19 protein-coding genes are annotated in these 18,666 nt (G+C 74.0%); 8 read left to right on the top strand and 11 right to left on the bottom strand.

Annotated features, from left to right (window positions below):
* The first annotated feature begins 526 nt into the window (after window positions 1-526).
* Complete coding sequence (locus QSK52_RS02810; RefSeq protein WP_285733068.1) at window positions 527-1,330, top strand: alpha/beta fold hydrolase; 804 nt, start codon at window positions 527-529, stop codon at window positions 1,328-1,330.
* 683 nt (window positions 1,331-2,013) lie between these two features.
* Here the strand turns inward: QSK52_RS02810 and QSK52_RS02805 are convergent.
* The 4 genes from QSK52_RS02805 to QSK52_RS02790 all read right to left on the bottom strand — a co-directional run bounded on the left by QSK52_RS02805 (window position 2,014) and on the right by QSK52_RS02790 (window position 5,449).
* Entirely contained in the window at window positions 2,014-2,625 is a 612-nt protein-coding gene (locus QSK52_RS02805; protein ID WP_285733066.1) for an SMI1/KNR4 family protein, read from the bottom strand.
* A 225-nt stretch (window positions 2,626-2,850) separates the two neighbouring features.
* Window positions 2,851-3,375, bottom strand: a complete 525-nt coding sequence (locus tag QSK52_RS02800) for an HAD domain-containing protein (RefSeq protein WP_285733063.1) — start codon at window positions 3,373-3,375, stop codon at window positions 2,851-2,853.
* Between the two features lie 77 nt (window positions 3,376-3,452).
* Window positions 3,453-4,163: a hypothetical protein gene (locus tag QSK52_RS02795; protein WP_285733061.1), complete on the bottom strand. Its 711-nt coding sequence runs from the start codon at window positions 4,161-4,163 to the stop codon at window positions 3,453-3,455.
* 170 nt (window positions 4,164-4,333) lie between these two features.
* Window positions 4,334-5,449: an alpha/beta hydrolase family protein gene (locus QSK52_RS02790; RefSeq protein ID WP_285733059.1), complete on the bottom strand. Its 1,116-nt coding sequence runs from the start codon at window positions 5,447-5,449 to the stop codon at window positions 4,334-4,336.
* A gap of 213 nt (window positions 5,450-5,662) precedes the next feature.
* Here QSK52_RS02790 and QSK52_RS02785 point away from each other — a divergent pair, with 213 nt between their 5' ends.
* The 4 genes from QSK52_RS02785 to QSK52_RS02770 all read left to right on the top strand — a co-directional run bounded on the left by QSK52_RS02785 (window position 5,663) and on the right by QSK52_RS02770 (window position 9,059).
* Complete coding sequence (locus QSK52_RS02785) at window positions 5,663-6,109, top strand: MarR family winged helix-turn-helix transcriptional regulator (protein ID WP_285733057.1); 447 nt, start codon at window positions 5,663-5,665, stop codon at window positions 6,107-6,109.
* A 219-nt stretch (window positions 6,110-6,328) separates the two neighbouring features.
* The gene (gene cbiE, locus QSK52_RS02780; protein WP_435053149.1) at window positions 6,329-7,729 is read left to right on the top strand and encodes a precorrin-6y C5,15-methyltransferase (decarboxylating) subunit CbiE; all 1,401 of its coding nucleotides are present in this window, start codon (window positions 6,329-6,331) and stop codon (window positions 7,727-7,729) included.
* A complete protein-coding gene (gene cobM / locus QSK52_RS02775) occupies window positions 7,726-8,466 on the top strand; it encodes a precorrin-4 C(11)-methyltransferase (RefSeq protein WP_285733053.1) in 741 nt (246 codons plus the stop codon). Before cbiE ends, cobM begins: the two co-directional genes overlap by 4 nt.
* Window positions 8,467-8,540: 74 nt before the next feature.
* Entirely contained in the window at window positions 8,541-9,059 is a 519-nt protein-coding gene (locus QSK52_RS02770; RefSeq protein WP_285733051.1) for a DUF5959 family protein, read from the top strand.
* Between the two features lie 115 nt (window positions 9,060-9,174).
* Here QSK52_RS02770 and QSK52_RS02765 read toward each other — a convergent pair whose 3' ends face one another.
* Window positions 9,175-10,320, bottom strand: coding sequence for an FAD-dependent oxidoreductase (locus QSK52_RS02765; protein ID WP_285733049.1), 1,146 nt, complete (start codon window positions 10,318-10,320; stop codon window positions 9,175-9,177).
* 257 nt (window positions 10,321-10,577) lie between these two features.
* On the opposite strand from QSK52_RS02765, the gene QSK52_RS02760 reads away from it, so the two are divergent.
* On the top strand, window positions 10,578-11,114 hold the full coding sequence (locus QSK52_RS02760; RefSeq protein ID WP_285733443.1) for a TetR/AcrR family transcriptional regulator: 537 nt from the start codon (window positions 10,578-10,580) through the stop codon (window positions 11,112-11,114).
* A 29-nt stretch (window positions 11,115-11,143) separates the two neighbouring features.
* On the opposite strand, the gene QSK52_RS02755 is transcribed toward QSK52_RS02760, so the two are convergent.
* Entirely contained in the window at window positions 11,144-11,422 is a 279-nt protein-coding gene (locus QSK52_RS02755) for a hypothetical protein (RefSeq protein ID WP_285733047.1), read from the bottom strand.
* Between the two features lie 350 nt (window positions 11,423-11,772).
* A complete protein-coding gene (locus QSK52_RS02750) occupies window positions 11,773-12,222 on the bottom strand; it encodes a carboxymuconolactone decarboxylase family protein (protein WP_285733045.1) in 450 nt (149 codons plus the stop codon).
* Between the two features lie 83 nt (window positions 12,223-12,305).
* On the opposite strand from QSK52_RS02750, the gene QSK52_RS02745 reads away from it, so the two are divergent.
* Window positions 12,306-13,184 carry a sigma-70 family RNA polymerase sigma factor gene (locus QSK52_RS02745; RefSeq protein WP_285733043.1) on the top strand — a complete coding sequence of 293 codons (879 nt, stop codon included), beginning with the start codon at window positions 12,306-12,308 and terminating at the stop codon, window positions 13,182-13,184.
* Between the two features lie 96 nt (window positions 13,185-13,280).
* Here QSK52_RS02745 and QSK52_RS02740 read toward each other — a convergent pair whose 3' ends face one another.
* Window positions 13,281-13,937, bottom strand: a complete 657-nt coding sequence (locus QSK52_RS02740; RefSeq protein WP_285733041.1) for a TetR/AcrR family transcriptional regulator — start codon at window positions 13,935-13,937, stop codon at window positions 13,281-13,283.
* 76 nt (window positions 13,938-14,013) lie between these two features.
* Between QSK52_RS02740 and QSK52_RS02735 the strand changes: the two genes are divergently transcribed.
* The gene (locus QSK52_RS02735; RefSeq protein ID WP_352230256.1) at window positions 14,014-14,598 is read left to right on the top strand and encodes a peroxiredoxin-like family protein; all 585 of its coding nucleotides are present in this window, start codon (window positions 14,014-14,016) and stop codon (window positions 14,596-14,598) included.
* Between the two features lie 79 nt (window positions 14,599-14,677).
* On the opposite strand, the gene QSK52_RS02730 is transcribed toward QSK52_RS02735, so the two are convergent.
* The 3 genes from QSK52_RS02730 to QSK52_RS02720 form a co-directional block, all read right to left on the bottom strand.
* A complete protein-coding gene (locus QSK52_RS02730) occupies window positions 14,678-15,283 on the bottom strand; it encodes a bifunctional 4-hydroxy-2-oxoglutarate aldolase/2-dehydro-3-deoxy-phosphogluconate aldolase (RefSeq protein ID WP_285733438.1) in 606 nt (201 codons plus the stop codon).
* 189 nt (window positions 15,284-15,472) lie between these two features.
* Window positions 15,473-17,143, bottom strand: coding sequence for an N-acyl-D-amino-acid deacylase family protein (locus tag QSK52_RS02725; RefSeq protein ID WP_285733039.1), 1,671 nt, complete (start codon window positions 17,141-17,143; stop codon window positions 15,473-15,475).
* On the bottom strand, window positions 17,143-18,516 hold the full coding sequence (locus QSK52_RS02720; protein ID WP_285733038.1) for an alanine racemase: 1,374 nt from the start codon (window positions 18,514-18,516) through the stop codon (window positions 17,143-17,145). The genes QSK52_RS02725 and QSK52_RS02720 overlap by 1 nt, the downstream gene beginning before the upstream one ends.
* Window positions 18,517-18,666 lie beyond the last annotated feature (150 nt).

Here is an 18,666-nt window from a genome sequence, read left to right as displayed (position 1 = left end):
GCGGAGGTCGGGGATGTCGTCGGTGGACTGTCAGCGCATCCTGCAAGCTCTCGCGGACCGGAACCGCCTCGGGCAGGATCCGCCGACGTGCCGGGGAGATGGCCGCCTGCCTCGGCCTGGACCCGGTACCGGGAGAAGTCGCAGCCCCGGTCGGCGTCACAGCGAGCGGGGTGCCACAACGGCCCGCGACCACATGGTGTTTGGCACCGGGACGGGCGTGGTCAACGGGCGAGGGGCCGACGGGGTTCCCCTTCGAGGGCCCGGACGTGCGAACCGTCCACGGCGCAGTCGCCCAAGGTGTCGGTGGCGTCGTTCGGGAGCGTGCGGCGGCAGTGGAGCCACCCGCTCCCACCGGTCATCCGGGACGAGGTCAACACGCACCCCGGACACCCTGCCGACCAGGATCGCCGAACGCGAGGGCGCAGCTCGGCTCATCCTGCACGGATTCAGACCGGCCTCCTCTGGTGGCTGGTTGGTGGCAGCGCAGTGATGTCGCCGGAAGATCGTTTCGCGCTAGGCTCCCGGGGTGACGTATACGGAGCGTGTGATCGAGCGGGACGGTGTGCGGCTGGTCTGCCGGGACTGGGGCGGGGAGGGTCCGGCGTTGGTGATGCTGCACGGCCTGGTCGGCCATGCGGGCGAGTGGGACGCCCTGGCCGGACCGCTGAGCTCGTCGTACCGGGTGGTGGCGGTCGACCAGCGCGGACAGGGTGCGAGCGACCGCTTTCCCTCCGATGTCTCTCGGGAGTCCTACGTCGAGGACGTGGTCGCGGTGGCGGACCAACTGGGCCTGGGACGCATTGTCCTGGTGGGGCAGTCGCTGGGTGGGCACACGGCCATCCTGACCGCTGCGAGGCATCCCGGGCTGGTGCGTGCCCTGGTGGTCATCGAAGCGGATGTGAGCGACCCGGATCCCGAATGGCCGGTCGCCATCCGGCAGTGGTTCGACTCGTGGCCGGCCTCCTTCCCCTCGCGCGATGCGGCGATCGAGTTCTTCGGCGGCGGAGCGGTCGGCAGAGGCTGGGCTGACGGCCTGGAGGAACGCGACGGGCAGTGGTGGCCCCGCTTCGACCAGGACGTGATGGTCCGATCGGTGACCGATGCCGCCGGGCACTCCTTCGGGCACGAGTGGGAGGACGTCACCTGCCCCACGCTGCTCGTCCTGGCGCAGTCGAGTTTCATTCCGCCCGACCGGATCGACGAACTGATGCGCCGCCGGATCCCGACTGTGTCGGCCAGCGTGCGCGGCAGCCGCCACGACGTACACCTGGAGCAACCCGGCGTCGTGTACGACCTGATGTCCCCGTTCCTCGCGGGCCTGCTCGCCTAGCGGACCGATGAGGACATCGGGTGTGGTCCCCACGGCATCAACCAGCGGATCGTCTTCGATCCGCGGACGCCTGGCCAGGCCGAGGTCGATGTCCGGCAGGCTGGGCAGGGCGTCCGCGTCGTGGCACGCCGTGGCGGGTCCGGGATTCGCGGGTGATACTCCTCGACCTCGCCTGCAGCATCATCTGTCTCCGACGCTTTCGAAAACCATTCTGAAACGGTCAACAGGTGGGCGAAGAGCCGCTCGACGATCCACTGCTTCGACAGCACCACGGAGCCGCGCATGTCGTCAGAACAGGAGTACCTGTACTTCCCCTTCACCTCCCGCACCTCTGGCCCGCTCGGCGACCATCTCCCACTGACGACGGGAAGGGCTGGGCCCACGGCCCCTCGACATCTGGTCCGAGGCGGGTTGGGAGCGGCACGAGCTTCTGCCGCTGCCGCTGTTCGCCCACCCCGCTGACGTCGTCGACGTCGCGCGGCAACCACTCGAAGGCAACCACCACATCGCCCCCCGCACCCGGGAACGGGAGGAGGAGACGTATCCGTGACCGGGCCCACCTACGGAGAAGGGCGTTCGCACAACGAACCGCGCCATCACCGCCTACTTGACGGACGGAGCTACCAAGCCGTTCCGCCCATCGCCCACTGTGAGTGAGCGTTTCAGCGGAGCACTCGCGTCAGTCACATGCCGCGCTCTGGGCCGTACACCGGTGCGGGGCGGTCATCGGGTGACATCGGCAGTGGTTCGAGCAGCACCGGGCCCGGATAGAAAGCGGAGCTGTTCGGGCCCACCATGTCCTCGCCGACCAGATAGCGGTAGAGCCACTCGGAGAAACCCATCCGGTACTCGTACCAGGACCCGTCGTGTTCCACGGCGCAGATCCGGTGGCCCGTGCCCTCGGGCAGCGGGGCGAGAAAGACGTATTCACCACGATCGGTGCTGGTGATCGGGATCAGGCCGTCCTTCACCCCGAACCGTACTTCTCGCAGGTCGAGGACGGCGCGGATGTTCTCCTCCGGCTCCAGCCAGTCCTCCTGGTCCCAGTCGAGCGCGGCCCAGGCTTGGGAGGTCTCGCGGATGTTCTTCCCGAGGTTCCAGCGCTCGGTGGCCGGATGCGAGAGATACAGGTGCCCGTTGATCTGCACGGGGGCGTAGGCGTCGACGACCGCCTTGTAGTCCTCGGGGAACTCGACTCCGATCTCGGCTTCCAACTCGGTCCATGCACCGGGGCTGGCGAAGCGCTGTTCGCCAGGGCCCAGCATGGCGAAGACCTCAGCGAGATAGTCGCGCACCGCTCTCCTCATCGGGTTCGGGCGTCAGGACGCCGCGTCATCGCCACCACGAACGCTGTGGCCTGCCGTGAGGGTAACTGGCACCAGCGACATCGACTCGGCCGGGCAAGCTCGAACCGGTTCACAACGCAGCCCACGGCTGAGCGGCCGGCCCGCCCGCTGAAACGTCGGGACCGTCCAACAGCGTTCGACAGAGGCATGGAGAAGTCCGAGGTGCTCCCCCGCTCACGCCGGGCCGCGCAGCCACTCCTCCAGGACGGTGAAGTCCTCCTCCGTCAGGCCCAGTCGGGGATCGACCCGGAGCAGCAGCGCGGGCCCGGCGTGGTGGGCCGCCACCCATGCGCGGTCGGCCGCCCCGATCTCGTCGTCCAGCCAGGCGAACGCCGTCCCCTCCGCGTGCTCCACCAGCAGGGGCGTCTTCCAGTGCACCCCGTACGGGGCGTCCGCGTCGTCGCCCTCCTCCAGCACCGGCAGGGGCGGCAGTCCGAGCAGCGGTGCGACGCAGGTGTTGGCCTCGTGCTGCCAGGTGGTGGCCCAGACCGGGCGGCAGGGCAGGGCCGCGATCCGCGCCCCGTGCCGGGGGTCGATCCTGGTCAGCAGCGGGTGCCCGGCGGCCTCCGCGCCCAGCACTTCGCGGATCCGGCGCTCCGTCAGGTGCTCCGGCTGCCGCCCGGGCGGCCCGCCGAACGGGATCAGCGGGCCGTCGACGTCGAGGTACAGCAGCGGCAGCGGTGGCTCCAGCGACTCCATCCCCGCATTCTCCCCACCCGGCCGCTCCCCCCTCGCCTCACCGCTTCACCGCTTCACCGCTTCACCGCTTCACCGCTTCACCGCTTCAACCGGTAACGTCCCGAGACCACGTAGAAGTCGGCGGCGGGTGCCACGCACTTCTCGGCCACCGGCGGAGCAGCCGGGTCGTTGAAGTTCGGGACGCCCGACCAGCCCACCCGTGCCCCGACCGTTCCGGTCGCGCCGCCGGTGCCGGTGCCGGTGCCGGGATGGGAACCGGTGCCGGGATGGGAACCGGTGCCGGGATGGGAGCCGGAGCCGGACGCCGCGGGCCGGTCGAGCGGGAAGCTGAACCCGGTCTCCGGGTGCCAATCAGCGGACGGCCGGGGCTGTTCGGGCGTGCCCGGCGGCACGTCGTAGGTCAGTGCGCGCACGGTTCCGGTGACCGCCGCGGTGGCGCCGTCCTCTGTCACTGCCAGGCAGTCGACGTCGACGTCGAGCCGTACCGTGCCCTGCCAGCTCCCGTCCGGGTTGAAGAACTCGTGCTGCAGGGTCGCCCGCCCCGAGGCCCCGTGCCGCCCGGCGGCGTGGGCGTCGACGGTCAGGGTCAGGTTGCCGAACTCCGGCACGGTGGTGGCCTCCGGGCTGAGCCCGACCTGACCGCGCAGGCCCGCCCCGGGACCGGCCGGACCGCCGGCGCCGCCCGCACCACCCGCACCGCCCGAACTCGCGGCCGAGGCGACCGGCACCGCGAGCGTCGACACGACCGTCGCGACCACAGCGCCCATCAGCAGTTTACGCATGCTCAACTCACTACTCCCCCAGGCTGGTTGTGCACTCCCTCCGCGTTCCCGAGCGGCACGCGGAGACACCTCGAAGATCGCAGCCGTTGCCGGTCCCGCGCGTCCGCCGGGGGTGGGACACCGGGTCACCCGTGCGGAGGAACCCGTCCGCCCCGGTCTCATCCGGGCGGTGGCGTTCAGGCCGCGGGAGCGGCCAGGGCGTCCGCGAGCCAGTCGGTGGTGTCGGGGAGCCAGTCCGGCAGGGCGTTGCCGAGCAGGTGGTTGCCGTGCGGGACGCGGAGGAGTTCGGCGTGCGGGAGGTCGACGTGCGGGAGGTCCGTGACGAGGGCCTCGGCGTTGGTGACGCCGGGGATGCGGTCCCGGCCGCCCTCGACCAGCAGGAGCGGGAGGCGGCGCAACCGGGGCGCCAGCGCGGCCAGGTCGATCCGCTCGACGAAGTCCCGGGCCGCGGCCGCGTCCTCGCCGCAGCGACGGGTGAGGGTCACGGTGACGAACGGGACCAGCGCGTCCCAGTCCAGCCGGTACGGCCCGCTGACCGATGCCGCCGCCCGGACGCGCGGGTCGTGCGCGGCGAAGTCCGCAGCGAGGTAGCCGCCGAGGCTGAGCCCGACGACCCCGATCCGCCCCGGGTCGACCACCGCCCCGCCCGACTCCTCCTCGCCCAGGACGTGGTCCAGGGCTCGGCCGAGGGCGTGCCGGTGGCCCGGGCCGAGCGCGGACCCTGCAGCCAGCACCCCCTGCCCGGGGCCGTCGACGGCCAGGACCGCGAGGCCGCGGTCGAGCAGCGCATCGGCCGGGCGGTGGAACTCCTCCTTGGAGGAGTCCATGCCGGGCACCAGCACCACCAGCGGAGCTCCCGCCCCGTCCCGCCGCACCGGCTGCTCCGGTAGGCGCAGCCACCCCGCGTAGCCCTCGCCGGAGATCCGCCGGGCCGAGGGTTCGAGCAGGACGAGGGCGTCGCCCATCGAACGGTCCGCCTCCGCGGCGACGGCGGCGGCCCGCTCCCGGTCCGGGTCCGGCAGCAGGGCGGCAAGGTGGAACCAGCGGGCCGCCAGCCGGTGGTGGTGCCCGGCGGTCCGGGTCCGGCCCCGCCCGGCGGCCCGTTCGGCCCGGGCCCGGTGGGCGAGGGCGGCCGCCCGGCAGGCGTCGGGCCAGTCGAGCAGCGAGTCGATCGGCGCGGTGACGCGGTCGTACTCGTACGGGTCGATGCCGGCGCCGTGGGCGCGCGGGCGGGTCTCGGCGACGAATCCGGCTGCCGCGCCGGTGGCGCTGAGGAAGGGGAGTTCGGTCATCGGGGTGCGGTCCTCCGGATGGGGTGTTCCTGTCGGGATTGGAGATCGACAGATCGACAAATCGATCAGCGAAAGGTGGCGTTCGGTAGCAGGGGATTCACGCTCGGCGACCGAGGCTCGACGGCCGCCGACATCAATGGCGTTCATCATCATCAATATGTTGATTACTGTCAACGAGGCTGATTGCAGCCGACCGCCCTGTAGCATCTCCGCATGGGAATGCCCGCCGCTGACCGTCTCGGCCTCGATCTGCACCGCGCCGACCTGGAGTTGATGGCCGCGAAACGCCTCGCAGTGGATCCCGCGGGACTGACCGTGCCGCAGTACGCGGCGCTGTACGTGCTCGCCGACAGCCCGGGCATCAGCGGGGCCGCGCTGGCCCGCTCCTGCCAGGTCACCCCGCAGGCGATGGCCGTCCTGCTCAAGCACCTGACCGAGCGCGGACTGGTGGAGCGGGCGCCGCACCCCTGGCACCGCAACGTGCTGGAGACCCGGCTGACCGACCGCGGCCGGGCGGCCCTGGAGTTGGCCGACGAGCGGGCCACCGAGATCGAGCAGTGCCTCGCCGACGAGTTCACCGAGGCCGAGCAGGAGCAGTTCCGCGCCTTCCTCCAGCGCGCCGAACGCGCCCTGCGCCGCGCCGCCGCCGACCTCGGCTGACGCGCCACCCACCGGAGCCCCGCACCACCCGCGCCCGCCCCGCCCGGCTCGCCCCACCCCGAGCCGCCGCAGCCCCGGCCCAGCCCGTCCCACCCGCCCGCGCCGGTGTGGCCAATGTCGCACGGCGGATCTCCGCAGCTCGTGGGGGGTACGGCGGTCGGCTGCGGGTAGGCTGCGGCTGCCCCGTCCCCGAGCCGTGAGGAGTTGCGCGTGTCTGCGATCACCGTCGTCGGGGTGGGTGCGGACGGCTGGCCGGGGCTCTCGGGCGCGGCGCGGCAGGCGCTGCTCGCGGCGGACGCGGTGCTCGGCGGGGCGCGGCAGTTGGCGTTGCTGCCGGAGGAGGTGACGGCGGATCGGGTGCCGTGGCCGTCCCCGTTGCGGCCGTCGGTGCCGGGGCTGCTGGAGCGGTTCGCGGGGCGGCGGCTGGCGGTGCTGGCCAGTGGTGACCCGATGTTCCACGGGATCGGCCGGACACTGCTGGAGTGCGGCGTCCCGGCGGGGGCGCTGCGGGTGCTGCCGCATCCGTCCTCGGTGTCGCTGGCGTGCGCCCGGTTGGGCTGGCCGGTGGAGGAGACCGAAGTGGTGACGCTGGTCGGTCGGCCGGTCGAGTCGCTGCACGCGGCGCTGTACCCGGGCCGTCGGCTGCTGGTGCTCAGCGCGGACGCGTCGACGCCCGCGCGGGTGGCGGAGCTGCTGGCCGCCCGCGGCTACGGGCCGAGCCGGGTGCGGGTGTTGGAGCAGCTGGGCGGTCCGGCGGAGGCGGTGCGCGAGGGCGTGGCGGAGGGCTGGTCACTGCCGCCGGGGGATCCGCTGAACCTGCTCGCGGTCGACTGCGTCCCGGATCCGTCCGTTGCGCCGGACGCCCCGAGGCAGCAGCTGGTGCCCGGCCTGCATGACGAACTCTTCGAGTCGGACGGCCAGTTGACGAAGCGTCACGTCCGGGCGGCGACGCTGGCGGCGCTCGGTCCGGCGCCGGGCGAGTTGCTGTGGGACGTGGGTGGTGGTTCGGGGTCGATCGGCATCGAGTGGTTGCGGGCGCACCGCAGTTGCCGGGCGGTCAGCGTGGAGCGCGACCCGGTGCGGGCGGAGCGGATCGTCCGCAACGCGGCCGCGCTCGGCGTGCCCCGGCTGCGGGTGGTCCGGGGCGCGGCACCGGCGGCGCTGGTGGAGCTGGTGGCCGAACTGGGCCGTCCGGACGCGGTGTTCGTGGGTGGCGGGCTGACGGTGCCGGGGGTGCTGGAGGCGTGCTGGGCGGCGCTCGGTCCGGGCGGGCGGTTGGTGGCGAACACGGTGACGCTGGAGTCGGAGGCGCTGTTGACCCAGTGGTACCGGCGCCACGGCGGCGAGTTGGTGAAGCTGGCGGTCGCGCACGCGGTGCCGGTGGGCGGGTTCACGGGGTGGCGGCAGGCGATGCCGGTGACCCAGTGGAGCGTCGTCAAGGGCACCGACGCGGACCCGGGCGCCGGCACCAGCACCGACACGAGCGCCAGCACCAGCACCAGCACCAGCACCAGCACCAGCACCAGCGGGAACACGAGCACCAGCGGGAACACGAGCAGGAACGAGAACGGGGACGCCGGGAAGTCCGGTGCGGCCGAGGTTGTCGGAGGAGCGAAGTGACGGTCTATTTCATCGGTGCCGGTCCGGGCGCGGCCGATCTGATCACGGTGCGCGGCCAGCGCACCCTGGCGCGCTGCGGAGTGTGCCTGTACGCGGGCAGCCTGGTGCCGCCGGAGCTGCTGGCGGACTGCCCGCCGGACGCCCGGCTGGTCGACACCGCGAACCTGGACCTGGACCAGATCCTGGCGGAGATCGTCCGCGCGCACGGTGAGGGCCTGGACGTGGCCCGGCTGCACTCCGGCGACCCGTCGGTGTTCTCGGCGATGGCCGAGCAGATGCGTCGGCTGGACGCGGCGGACATCCCGTACGAGGTGGTGCCGGGCGTGCCCGCGTTCGCGGCGGCCGCGGCGGCGCTGAAGCGGGAGTTGACGGTGCCGACGGTCGGCCAGACGGTGATCCTGACCCGGGTGGCCCGGCAGGCGACGCCGATGCCGCCCGGCGAGGAGCTGTCCGTGCTCGGCAAGAGCGGCGCGCTGCTGGTGCTGCACCTGGCGGCCCGCTACGTGGACAGCGTGGTCGAGGAGTTGCTCCCGCACTACGGGCCGGACTGCCCGGCCGCGGTGGTCGCGATGGCCAGCCGCCCGGACGAGTTGGTGCTGCGCGGCACCCTCGGCGACATCGCCGTCCAGGTGAAGGCCGCGGGCGTTCTGCGCACCGCCGTCATCATCGTCGGCCGCACGCTGGCGGCGACGGAGTTCCGGGACAGCCACCTGTACTCGACCACCCGGGCCCGCTGAGGGTGCCGCCCGCCGGTCGCCGCCGGTCCGAGGCCCGCGGTTCCTCCTCCCCGACGGCGGCCGGGCGACCAACGGTGCGGAAAACGGACCCGGGCAGGGCCCCGGGCGCGGACCCGGGCACGGGCGCGGACCCGGGCACGGGCGCGGACCTGATCGACCTCCGGGACGGCGACAGCAGTTTCCGGCTACGGGTGCTGGGCCGCCGGATGCCGGGCGTGCTCCACCTCCACGACCGGCTCGACGCGGAGGTCCTCGTCGTGAGCAGCTTCGTCACCGGGCGCCTCCCCGTCTCGCTGCTCCCCTCCGACCTGGACGAGTGGGGCCGGGCCCTGGACGTGCTCGCGTCCGGCCGGGAGGTCGCCTGGCTGGAGGACGGCAGCCCGGGGATCAGGGTCCGGCCGTTCGACGAGGTGCACGGCACGCCGACCGTCCTCGTCGAGGACCTGGGCAGGTCGTGCGTCTCCGTGCTCCTCCCGCTCGCGCTGGGGGCGGGGTGGATCGACGAACAGCGCAGGCTGCTCGCACAGGTCCGGCGGACCTGGCCGAGCGAGGTCCACCGGCCCGCCCCGGGCGTCCACGAGTGGCGGCGCTGACCCGCCCCGCGGGGCCGTTCGCCTGAGGTCCGCGGCCCGCGGACCTCGTTCACCGGGTTTCCGGGGCTCACCGGGTTCCCCGGGGCTCACCGGGTTCCCCGGGATTCACCGGGCCTCATCGGGTGCCGGACGGCGCGTGCTCCTGCTGGTGGGGCTCGGCGGACAGCAGTCCTTCGGCGGCCCCGTCCAGGAGGCGCTGCATGTCGGTGGAGCGGGGCAGCATGACCGCCTCGTAGGCGCGGACGGCTTCGGCGGCGGTGTCGTGGCGGGCGAGGGCGAGGGCGAGTTCGCAGGCGTCGAGCATGGCGAGGTTGACGCCGACGCCGAGCGGGGGCATCAGGTGGGCGGCGTCCCCGAGGAGGGTGACGGCGGGGTCGTGCCGCCAGGTGTGCGGGACGGGGAGGGCGTGGATGGGGCGGTCGACGTAGCGGCCGTCGTTGTCGGTGAGGAGTCGGCGCAGGGACGGCGACCAGTGGCGGTAGCGGTCCAGGAGGAGGGCGCGGACGCCTTCGGTGTCCTGGACGGTGCGGCCGGCGGCGGCGATCCAGTCGGCGGGGACGCGCTGGATGGCGTAGACGCGGAGGTGGTCGCCGCTGCTGCGCTGGGCGAACAGGGCGCGTTCGCCGTCGGCCGCGGCGGCGCTGCCGGGGCCGACGAGTGCGGCGAGGTCGGGGTGGCGGCGGTCGACGTCGTGGAACCAGGCTTCGAGGAAGCTGATGCCGGTGTAGCGGGGGGTGGCCGGGGAGAGGGCACGGCGGACCCGGGACCGGGCGCCGTCGGCGCCGATGACGAGGTCGGCCTCGGTCACGGTGCCGTCGGCGAAGTGCAGGCGGCGGGGGCCCGCGGCGGGTCCTTCGACCGATCGCAGGGTGCGGCCCCAGCGGACGGTGCCCGGTGCGAGCGAGCCGAGGAGCAGGTCGCGCAGTTGGCCGCGGTCGATCTCGGGCTTGACCCGTTCGCCGTCCTCGGGGACGTGGTGGAAGCCGATCTCCCCTGTGGTGGCGTCGAGTTGGCGCATCTCCTGGGCCTCGGGGCGGGACAGGCGGAAGAACTCGTCGAGCAGTCCGGCCTCGCGCAGGGCGATCTGGCCGTTGTCCTCGTGCAGGTCGAGCGTGCCGCCCTGGTCGCGGGCGTCGGGGCCGTGGTCGCGGTCGTGGACGGTGACGGCGATGCCGTGGCGCTGCAGGATGCGGGCGCAGGTCAGGCCGCCCGGTCCGGCGCCGATGACGGCGATGCGGGGGGTGGGTGCGGTGGTGGTCATGGTGGTTCTCCCTTCGGACGGGCGCGCGGCGGCGCTCCGTGGGGTCGCTCCCCAGAAGATCACAACGACTACAAAAGTGCAACGAGTCAACTTTTGAATCCGGTCAACCGCACGGGTAGACTGACCCCGTGTCCACCACCCCGACGCCCCCTCCCCCTCCCCCTCCCCCTCCCCCGCCCACGTCTCCTCCCCCGCCCCCGCCGCCGCCACCACCGCCCGGGCGGCGCGAGCGCAAGAAGGCCGCCACCCGCCAGGCCATCGCCGACGCCGCGCTGCGCCTGTTCCTGGAGCGCGGCTACGACGACGTCGGCATCCGCGAGATCGCGGACGCCGCCGACGTCTCCACCACCACGCTGTTCAAGCACTTCCCGTCCAAGGAGGCCCTGGTCTTCGACCGGGAGACGGACCAGGAGGCCGAACTGCTGGCGGCCGTCCGCGAACGTCCTCCCGGCCGGTCGATCCCGGCCGCCCTGTGCGACCACGCGCTGCGCCACCGCCGGGCGGCCACCGACGGTGACCCCCGCTTCGCCACCTTCCTCGGCCTGGTGAACTCCACCCCCGCCCTGCGCGACTACCACCAGGCCATGTGGCTGCGCCACACCGCCGCGCTCGCCGCGGTGATCGCCGAGGAGAGCGGCCGCCCCGCCGACGACCCGCTCTGCACCGCACTGGCCCACTTCGCCCTGGAGGCGCCCCGGGCCGCCCAGGCGCACGACGACGTCCGCGGCGCCATGGTCCGCGCCTTCGACCTCCTCGAACACGGCTGGAACTCCCTTGCCGCACCCCCCTCCTAGCCCCACCCCCACCCGGGGGACGCCGCACGTCAGGTGCGCTCGCCCCCGGCGGGGAACGGGACCGGCCGTTGCGGCAGGATCGGGTCGTGCCGATCCGCCGCCCCGCCTTCCTCCAGCGCCTGCGCAACCGCCCGCACCGGCAGGCCGCCCACGTCAGCCCCGTGGACTTCCCCTGCCTGCTGATCGACGACGACGGTCTGATGCTGCCGTGCGCGGACGACGGTGAACTCCAGCAACTGACCGAGCCCGACTTCACCGACGAGATCACGGCCGCCTTCGACGCGTCGGCACGACCCCTCCGGGTCCATCTCGTCGGCGAGCGGCGAACCATCGCCCTGCGCCCGGGGAGCCCGAGCCGGAGGTCCTCGTCACGCACGTCGCGGCGTACTTCCACCACTGGACCGATCGGACGGCACCCCCCGCCGCGGAGCCGGTGCACGCCTACGTCGCGCACGTCGCAGCCGCCGTCCGCGAGACGCCCACCCGCCGCCGTCGGCGCCCCTGACACGAACGCCCGCCCCACCACCGCCCCTCAGGACCGCGCACCGGCCGGGCGGAGCCGCCCGCCCGCGAAGGCCACCGGGCACGCGGACGGCTCGGCCGACGAGCACGGCCTGCCGGAGACCGGGTCCGCGGTCTCCGGCAGGCCGTGCTCGACTCACCAGGTCCTGCCCGCCTGCTCCCGGATCGTGTGGTTGATCCGGTTGAAGAAGTTGGTCATGGCGATCTCCAGGGTGATCGCGCCCAACTGCTCCGCGGTGAAGTGCTCGGCGGCGGCCGCCCAGACCTCGTCGGTCACACCGGGGGCGCCGTCCTGGATGCGGGTGGCGGCCTCGGTCAGCGCGAGCGCGGCCCGCTCCTCCTCGGTGAAGAAGGGCGTCTCGCGCCACGCGACCACGTGGTGCAGCCGCTCGTCCGTCTCGCCGGCCTTCTTCGCCCCCGAGACGCTGGCGAAGACGCACGGCGCGCAGCCGTTGACCTGACTGGCGCGCAGGTGGACCAGCGACAGCAGCCGCCGGTCGACGCCCCCTGCGGCCACCGCCTTGTGGAGGTGCTGGATCGCGGTCATCAGATCGGGGTTCATCGCACCCTTGAGGCGTGCTTCCATCGGTCCTGCTCCTTCGTCGGTTACCCGGACCCGTCCGGGCCCGTCATCACCCATGACGGAGCGGATTCGGGGAAGGTGACAACATGGTCGGGACCGGTTCGACGGACCTGGTGGCCCAGGCGTTCGACGCCCAGCGTGACCGGCTGCGCGCGGTCGCCCACCGCATGCTCGGCTCGCACGCCGACGCCGAGGACGTGGTCCAGGAGGCCTGGCTGCGCCTCTCCCGCCAGGACGCGGGGAGCATCGAGAACCTCGCCGGCTGGCTGACCACCGTGGTCGGCCGGATCAGCCTCGACGTCCTGCGCTCGCGCCGGGCCCGCCCCGAGGCGTCCTGGGACGACCGCCCGGCCGACCTCGTGGTGCTGCTCGACGACGCCCCCGCCCCGGACGACGACGCGGTGCTCGCCGACTCGGTCGGGCTCGCGCTCCTCGTCGTCCTCGAATCGCTCCGGCCCGGCGAGCGACTGGCGTTCGTGCTGCACGACCTGTTCGCGGTGCCGTTCGACGAGATCGGCCGCATCCTCGGCAAGTCCACCGACGCGACCAAGATGCTCGCCAGCCGCGCCCGCCGCAAGGTCCGGGCGACCGAGCGGCCGGCCCGCGCGGACCGGCGACAGCGCGAGGTCGTCGACGCGTTCCTGGCGGCGGCCCGCGGCGGCGACTTCGAGGGGCTGCTGCGCGTGCTCGACCCCGGGGTGAGGCTCACCGTCGACACCCCCGGCGGCGTGTTCGTCACCCTCGGCGCCACCAAGGTCGCCACCGGCGCGCAACTGGCCGCCGGCGCAGCCGCCCGGGGCCGGGCGGTGCTCGTGGGCGGCCGTCCCGGAGTCCTCTCCTGGCACGAGGACGGCACCCCGCTCTCGGTCCTCGCGTTCACCGTCGCCGAAGGCCGGATCACCGCCATCACCGCAGTCGTCGACCCGGCCGAGCTCGCACGGATGAACCTGCCCGGCCCCGCGTGAGCGGCACCGTTCCACGGCCTTCCCACGTCGCCCGACCGGGACGGGGACCTGCCGCGGATCCGTGCGCCGACCGGCGCCGGGCCGCCGACCGACGGCCTAAAGGCCCGGGCCCGGGCCCAGGCCCAGGCCGTCCAGGACGGTGCGTGCGCCGTCGGTGAAGGCGAGGGCCGGGTCGGTGGCGGCGCGGGTGGCCAGGGCGGTGGCGAGCAGCGGGAAGGTCTCCGGGACGGACGCGCCGACGGTGGGAGCGGTGGCGGCCTGGTGCTCGAGTTCGAGCGCCCCGATCACGTACGACACCAGCGCGTGCAGCGCGGACGCCCGGCGCGGCGCGTCGAGTCCGGCCTCGGCCAGCGCCTCCAGCAGTCGTTCGCGCCAGCGCAGCGCGGACGGGCAGCCGCCGTGGTGCCGGACGGCCAGCGGCAGGACGCCGGGGTGCGCGCCGACGGCCTCGCGCATGAGCTCCAGCAGGACGAGCAGCCGGGCGCGCGGCCCGGCCGCCGCAGCGGGCCGGTCGGCGCGGTCCGAAGCGGCGCGGTCCGAAGCGGCGCGGTCCAGGACGGGGCCGAGGGCGAGGTCGACGACCAGGCACTCGAGTTCCTCGCGGTCCTCGACGTAGCGGTACAACGCCATGGTGCGGCGGTCGAGTTCGGCCGCGACGGTGCGCATGGACAGCGCGGGCAGGCCGTCGCGGTCGATGACGGTGAGCGCGGCGGCGGCGATCTGGTGCGTGGTCAGGGAGCGTGGACGGGGCACGGGTTGACAGCGTACGCCATACGCCTACAGTTTAGGCGTACGGTCTACACCTACGAGGACCCTCCGAGGAGCCCACGTGTCCCGACTCCGGACCGGCACCACCGCCCCGCCCCTCCCCGCCGCCGACGCCTCCGGCACGCCCCTGCCGCCGGTGCCTGCGGACGGCCTGACCCACCTGCAGTTCCGCCGCTTCGCGGGCTGTCCGATCTGCAACCTGCACCTGCGCGGTTTCGCCGTCCGCCACCCGCAGCTGCGGGAGGCCGGAGTGCGGGAGGTGGCCGTCTTCCACTCGCCCGCCGACGAACTGCGCCCGTACGCCGACGGGTTGCCCTTCCCGCTGGTCGCCGACCCCGAGCAGCGGCTGTACCGCGCGTACGGGGTCGAACGCGGGGCCCGCGCGCTACTCGACCCCCGGGTCTGGCCCTCGATCGTCCGCGGCCTGGCCCGCAGCGTCCCGCTGGTCCTGCGCGGCCGTGAACGCCCGCCCGCCTCCCGCCCCCTCGGCGGGCGCCTCGGCCTGCCCGCCGACTTCCTGCTCGGCTCCGACGGCCGGATCGCCGCCGCCCACTACGGCACCCACGCGGCCGACCACTGGTCCGTCGACCAGGTCCTCGCCCTCGCCGCCGCACACCGCACGGCGCCGGTGCCCCAGCACGACTGACCCCCGCCCCGGGAGGGGCCCGGGGCGGCGAGGGCCGGCCCGGCCGAGCGGGAAACCGCCCCGCCGAGCGGAACGGCGCTCAGTCGCGCAGGGCGAGCGAGGCGGTGAACTCCTTCGCGCGGCGGGTGATGTCGGCCCAGTCGCCGTCCGCGACGGCCCGTGGCGGGACGACGTCGGTGCCGGCGCAGACGGCGAGCGCGCCGTGGTCGAGGAACGCCTTGGCGTTTCCGGCGTTGACGCCGCCGGAGGCGACCAGCGGGATGCCGGGGTAGGGGCCGTGGAGGTCCTTGAAGTAACCGGGGCCGAACGCCTTGGCGGGGAAGATCTTGACCGCGGCGGCGCCGAGGTCGACGGCGTCGGCGACCTCGCTGGGCGTCAACGCGCCCATCACGACCGGGATTCCGGCCTCGCGGGCGGTGTCGGCAACGGCGGGGCGCAGGCCGGGGGTGACCAGGAACCCGGCTCCGGCGGCGATGCCCTCGCGGGCCTGGTCGGCGGTGAGGACGGTGCCGACGCCGATCCGGCAGCCCGCTTCGGCGGCGCGGGCGAGGTGGCGGGTCACGTCCGGGGTGGTGAAGGTGAGTTCGGTCCAGGCGATGCCGCCCTCGGCGAGGGCTTCGCAGAGCGCGACCGCGTCGGGGATCACGGGGGCCCGCACCACGGCGATCACCGGCTGCCGGGCCAGCGCCGCGCGCAGGCCCCCCGCCCCCGTTCCCGCCCCGGTTCCCGTTCCCGTTTCCGCCCCGGTTTCCGTTCCCGTCCCGGTTTCCGTTCCCGTCCCGGTTTCCGTTCCCGTCCCGGTTTCCGTTCCCATCCTGCCAACTCCTGTTCGGTGTGCACTGGTTCGAGGTGAGCGGGCGCCTCCCGCCGGAGGTCAGCCCCGGGCCGGGGCTCCGGCCCGGACCCTGCGGTCGGCGTGGCGGCGCAGGGCCCGGCCCGCGAGCTCGCCGGTGGGCCTGCCGTCGGCGAGGGCGGCGACGCCGTTGACCAGGACGTGCCGGATGCCTTCGGCGGCCTGCCGGGGGTGGTCGAAGGTGGCGGTGTCGCGGACGGTCTCCGGGTCGAACAGGACCAGGTCGGCGTGGTGGCCGGGGCGGACGAGGCCGCGCCGGTCGAGACCGAGGCGGCGGGCGGGGCGGCCGGTCATCCGGGCGACGGCCTGTTCGAGCGTGAGGACGCCCAACTCGCGCCCGTAGTGGGCCAGGTAGCGGGGGAAGGTGCCCCAGGCGCGGGGGTGCGGGCGGGCGCCGACCAGGAGTCCGTCGCTGCCGACGGTGTGCACGGGGTGCCGCATGATGGCGCGGACGTTCTCCTCGTGGCCGACGTGCTGGAGGATCGTGGTGCCCAACTGGTCGGCGCGCAGCAGGTCGAAGAACACCTCGGTGCCGGATCGGCCCTGTTCGGCGGCGAGTTCGGAGACCTTCCGGCCGACGGCGGCGGACAGGGCGCCGTGCCGGACGCCGGAGACCTGGATGGTGTCCCAGTCGGTGACGACGCCGTGGCAGCCGTCGCTGCCGCGTTCCTCGACGTCGGCGCGGATGCGCTCGCGGGCGGCGGGGTCGGCGAGCCGGGCGAGGGTGGCCTCGGGACCGCCCTCGGTGGACCAACTGGGCAGCAGGGCGGCCAGGGTGGTGGATCCGGGCAGGTAGGGGTAGCTGTCGAGGGTGATGTCGACGCCGTCGGCGAGTGCGGCGTCGACCAGGGCGAGGAACTGTCCGGCGCGGCCTTCGTTGACGCCGAAGTTCATGGTGGCGTGGGTGAGGTGGAGCGGGCAGCCGGAGCGCCGGGAGATCTCGACCATTTCGGCGTAGCCCTCCAACGCACCCGCGCCGTAGGAGCGTTGGTGCGGGGCGTGGAAGCCGCCGCGGGCGGCGACGACGGTGCACAGTTCGACGAGTTCGGCGGTGTCGGCGTACATGCCGGGGGTGTAGCTGAGGCCGGTGGACATGCCGACCGCGCCGTCGGTCAGTGCTTCGTCCAACAGCTGCTTCATCCGGTCGAGTTCGGCGCCGGTGGGGGGACGGTTGGCCCAGCCCATGGCGAGCATCCGGACGGAGCCGTGCGGGACGAGGTAGCAGGCGTTGACGGCGGTGCCGGTGTCGAGGCGGTCGAGGTACTGGGCGACGGTGCGCCAGTTCCAGTCGAACTCCTCGTCGGCGGGATCGCCGTTCCAGCCCGCGAGTTGGCGGCGCAGCGCGGCGAGGGTGGTGTCGTCGGCGGGGGCGTAGGAGAGGCCGTCCTGGCCGAGGACCTCGAGGGTGACGCCCTGGGTGATCCGGGAGGGGTGGTCGGGTTCGAGGAGCAGTCGCAGGTCGGAGTGGGCGTGCATGTCGATGAAGCCGGGGGCGAGGACCAGTCCGTCGGCGTCGATGACCCGGCGTCCGGTCAGGCGTTCGCCGCTGCCCCGGGCCGTGTCGGTGCCACCGCTGCCGCCGAGGCGACTGATCCGCTCGATGCGCCCGTCGGTGACGGTGACGTCGGCCCGGTAGCGGTCGGCGCCGGTGCCGTCGACGACGGTGGCGTCGCGCAGGAGGAGGTCGGCCATCAGAAGTACGTCCGGACCAGGTCGACGACGCGGGGGTGTTCGGCGTCGGCGTGGTCGAGGACGGGGATGAGGCTCCACTTGTCGAAGGCGGTGCAGGGGTGGGAGAGGCCGAGGCGCAGGACGGCGCCGACGGGGGCGGCGGCTCCGGCGTCGCGCAGGAAGGCGTGCTGGTCGTTGAGGGCGGTGACGGTGGCTCCCGTCAGGGGGCCTGCGCCGCGGACGAGTTGGGGTTCGGGGAGTCCTTCGTCGAACGGGAGGTCGCGCTTGCCGGCGTCGAGGAGGGCGAGTCGGGGTTCGGGGTGGGAGACGACGCGGGCCCAGCCGTGCATGGCGGAGCGCAGCGGGGTGGTGTCGGGGCGGCGGGAGAGCGGGGAGATGCCGCGGTAGAAGCCGTCGTCGTGGGCGAGGTAGGCGCCGGCCCGGACGATGACGGTGGTGCCGGGGACCTGCCGGGTGAGGGGGGTCAGCTCCTGGGCGACGGTGTCGAAGTAGGCGCTGCCGCCCGCGGTGACGACGGGGGTGGGGGTGGGGTAGTCGGCGGCGAGGCGGCGGTGCAGGTCGGCGAGGTCGGCGAGGTAGCCGCGGACGGCGGCGAGGGCGGACTCGGAGGCGTCGTGGGCGAGGGCGCCCTCGTAGCCGCCGACTCCGGCGAGGCGCAGGGTGGGGGCGGCGAGGACGGCGGCGGCGACGTCGAGGGCGGCGGGGACGCCGCGGGCGCCGGTGCGGCCGCCGGGGCCGCCGAGTTCGACCAGGACCTCGACGGGGCGGCGGGCTCCGGCGGCGCGCAGGGCGGCGTCCATCCGCTGGACGCTGTCGGTGGAGTCGACCCAGGAGGTGAAGGCGAAGTCGGGGTCGCGGTCGAGTTCGGCGGCGATCCAGGCGAGTCCGGCGGGGTCGAGCAGGGTGTTGGCGAGGAGCAGGCGTTGGACGCCGAAGGCGCGGGCGACCCGGAGCTGGGGGAGGTTGGCGAGGGTGACGGCGTGGGCCCCGGCGGCGAGTTGGGCCTGCCAGAGGGCGGGGGCCATGGTGGTCTTGCCGTGCGGGGCGAGGCGGACTCCGGCGTCGCGGCACCAGGCGGCCATGGTGTGCAGGTTGTGGTCGAGGGCGGCGGCGTCGAGGGTGAGCAGGGGGGTGCCGAGGTCGTCGAGGGTGGGGCGGGTGGCGAGCCAGTCGCGGACGGTGCGGCCCCAGGCGTCGGCGGGGACGGCCTTGAAGCGGAAGTCGAGCGTCTCGTCGGCGAGGGCGGCGACGGCGGCGGTGTCGATGCCGGGGCCGGTGGCGGGGTCGGCGAAGTACTGCGGGCCCGTTCCCGCCCGTCCGGCGGTTCCGTCCACCCGTTCCGCAGCTGCGTTCGTCCCGCTGTTCTCGCCCATCGCCCTGCCTCCGTATCAAACCCAGGCCCACTTGCGAGCTGGGAAGTTGCAACATGTGCAACCTGTATTGCGCATGTTGGTGATACGGTTCTAGCATTCACGCCGGACGGCGGTCAACGGACCGCGACGCGGCCCGTCCACCCCTCCCAC

Origin of the sequence: Kitasatospora phosalacinea, assembly GCF_030268885.1 — a bacterium.
GTDB lineage: Bacteria > Actinomycetota > Actinomycetes > Streptomycetales > Streptomycetaceae > Kitasatospora > Kitasatospora phosalacinea_C.
Note: the sequence above shows the minus strand (reverse complement) of the source record. Positions and strands in the feature narration are given on the sequence as shown.

Coding starts and splice junctions, on each gene's coding strand:
- QSK52_RS02790 (WP_285733059.1), bottom strand. CDS start 5,449: ATGACCGAACTCCCCTTCCTCAGCGCCACCGGCGCGGCAGCCGGATTC.
- QSK52_RS02785 (WP_285733057.1), top strand. CDS start 5,663: ATGGGAATGCCCGCCGCTGACCGTCTCGGCCTCGATCTGCACCGCGCC.
- QSK52_RS02725 (WP_285733039.1), bottom strand. CDS start 17,143: ATGGCCGACCTCCTCCTGCGCGACGCCACCGTCGTCGACGGCACCGGC.
- QSK52_RS02765 (WP_285733049.1), bottom strand. CDS start 10,320: ATGACCACCACCGCACCCACCCCCCGCATCGCCGTCATCGGCGCCGGA.
- QSK52_RS02800 (WP_285733063.1), bottom strand. CDS start 3,375: ATGGAGTCGCTGGAGCCACCGCTGCCGCTGCTGTACCTCGACGTCGAC.
- QSK52_RS02750 (WP_285733045.1), bottom strand. CDS start 12,222: ATGGAAGCACGCCTCAAGGGTGCGATGAACCCCGATCTGATGACCGCG.
- QSK52_RS02720 (WP_285733038.1), bottom strand. CDS start 18,516: ATGGGCGAGAACAGCGGGACGAACGCAGCTGCGGAACGGGTGGACGGA.
- QSK52_RS02755 (WP_285733047.1), bottom strand. CDS start 11,422: ATGGACCCGGAGGGGTCGTGCCGACGCGTCGAAGGCGGCCGTGATCTC.
- QSK52_RS02745 (WP_285733043.1), top strand. CDS start 12,306: ATGGTCGGGACCGGTTCGACGGACCTGGTGGCCCAGGCGTTCGACGCC.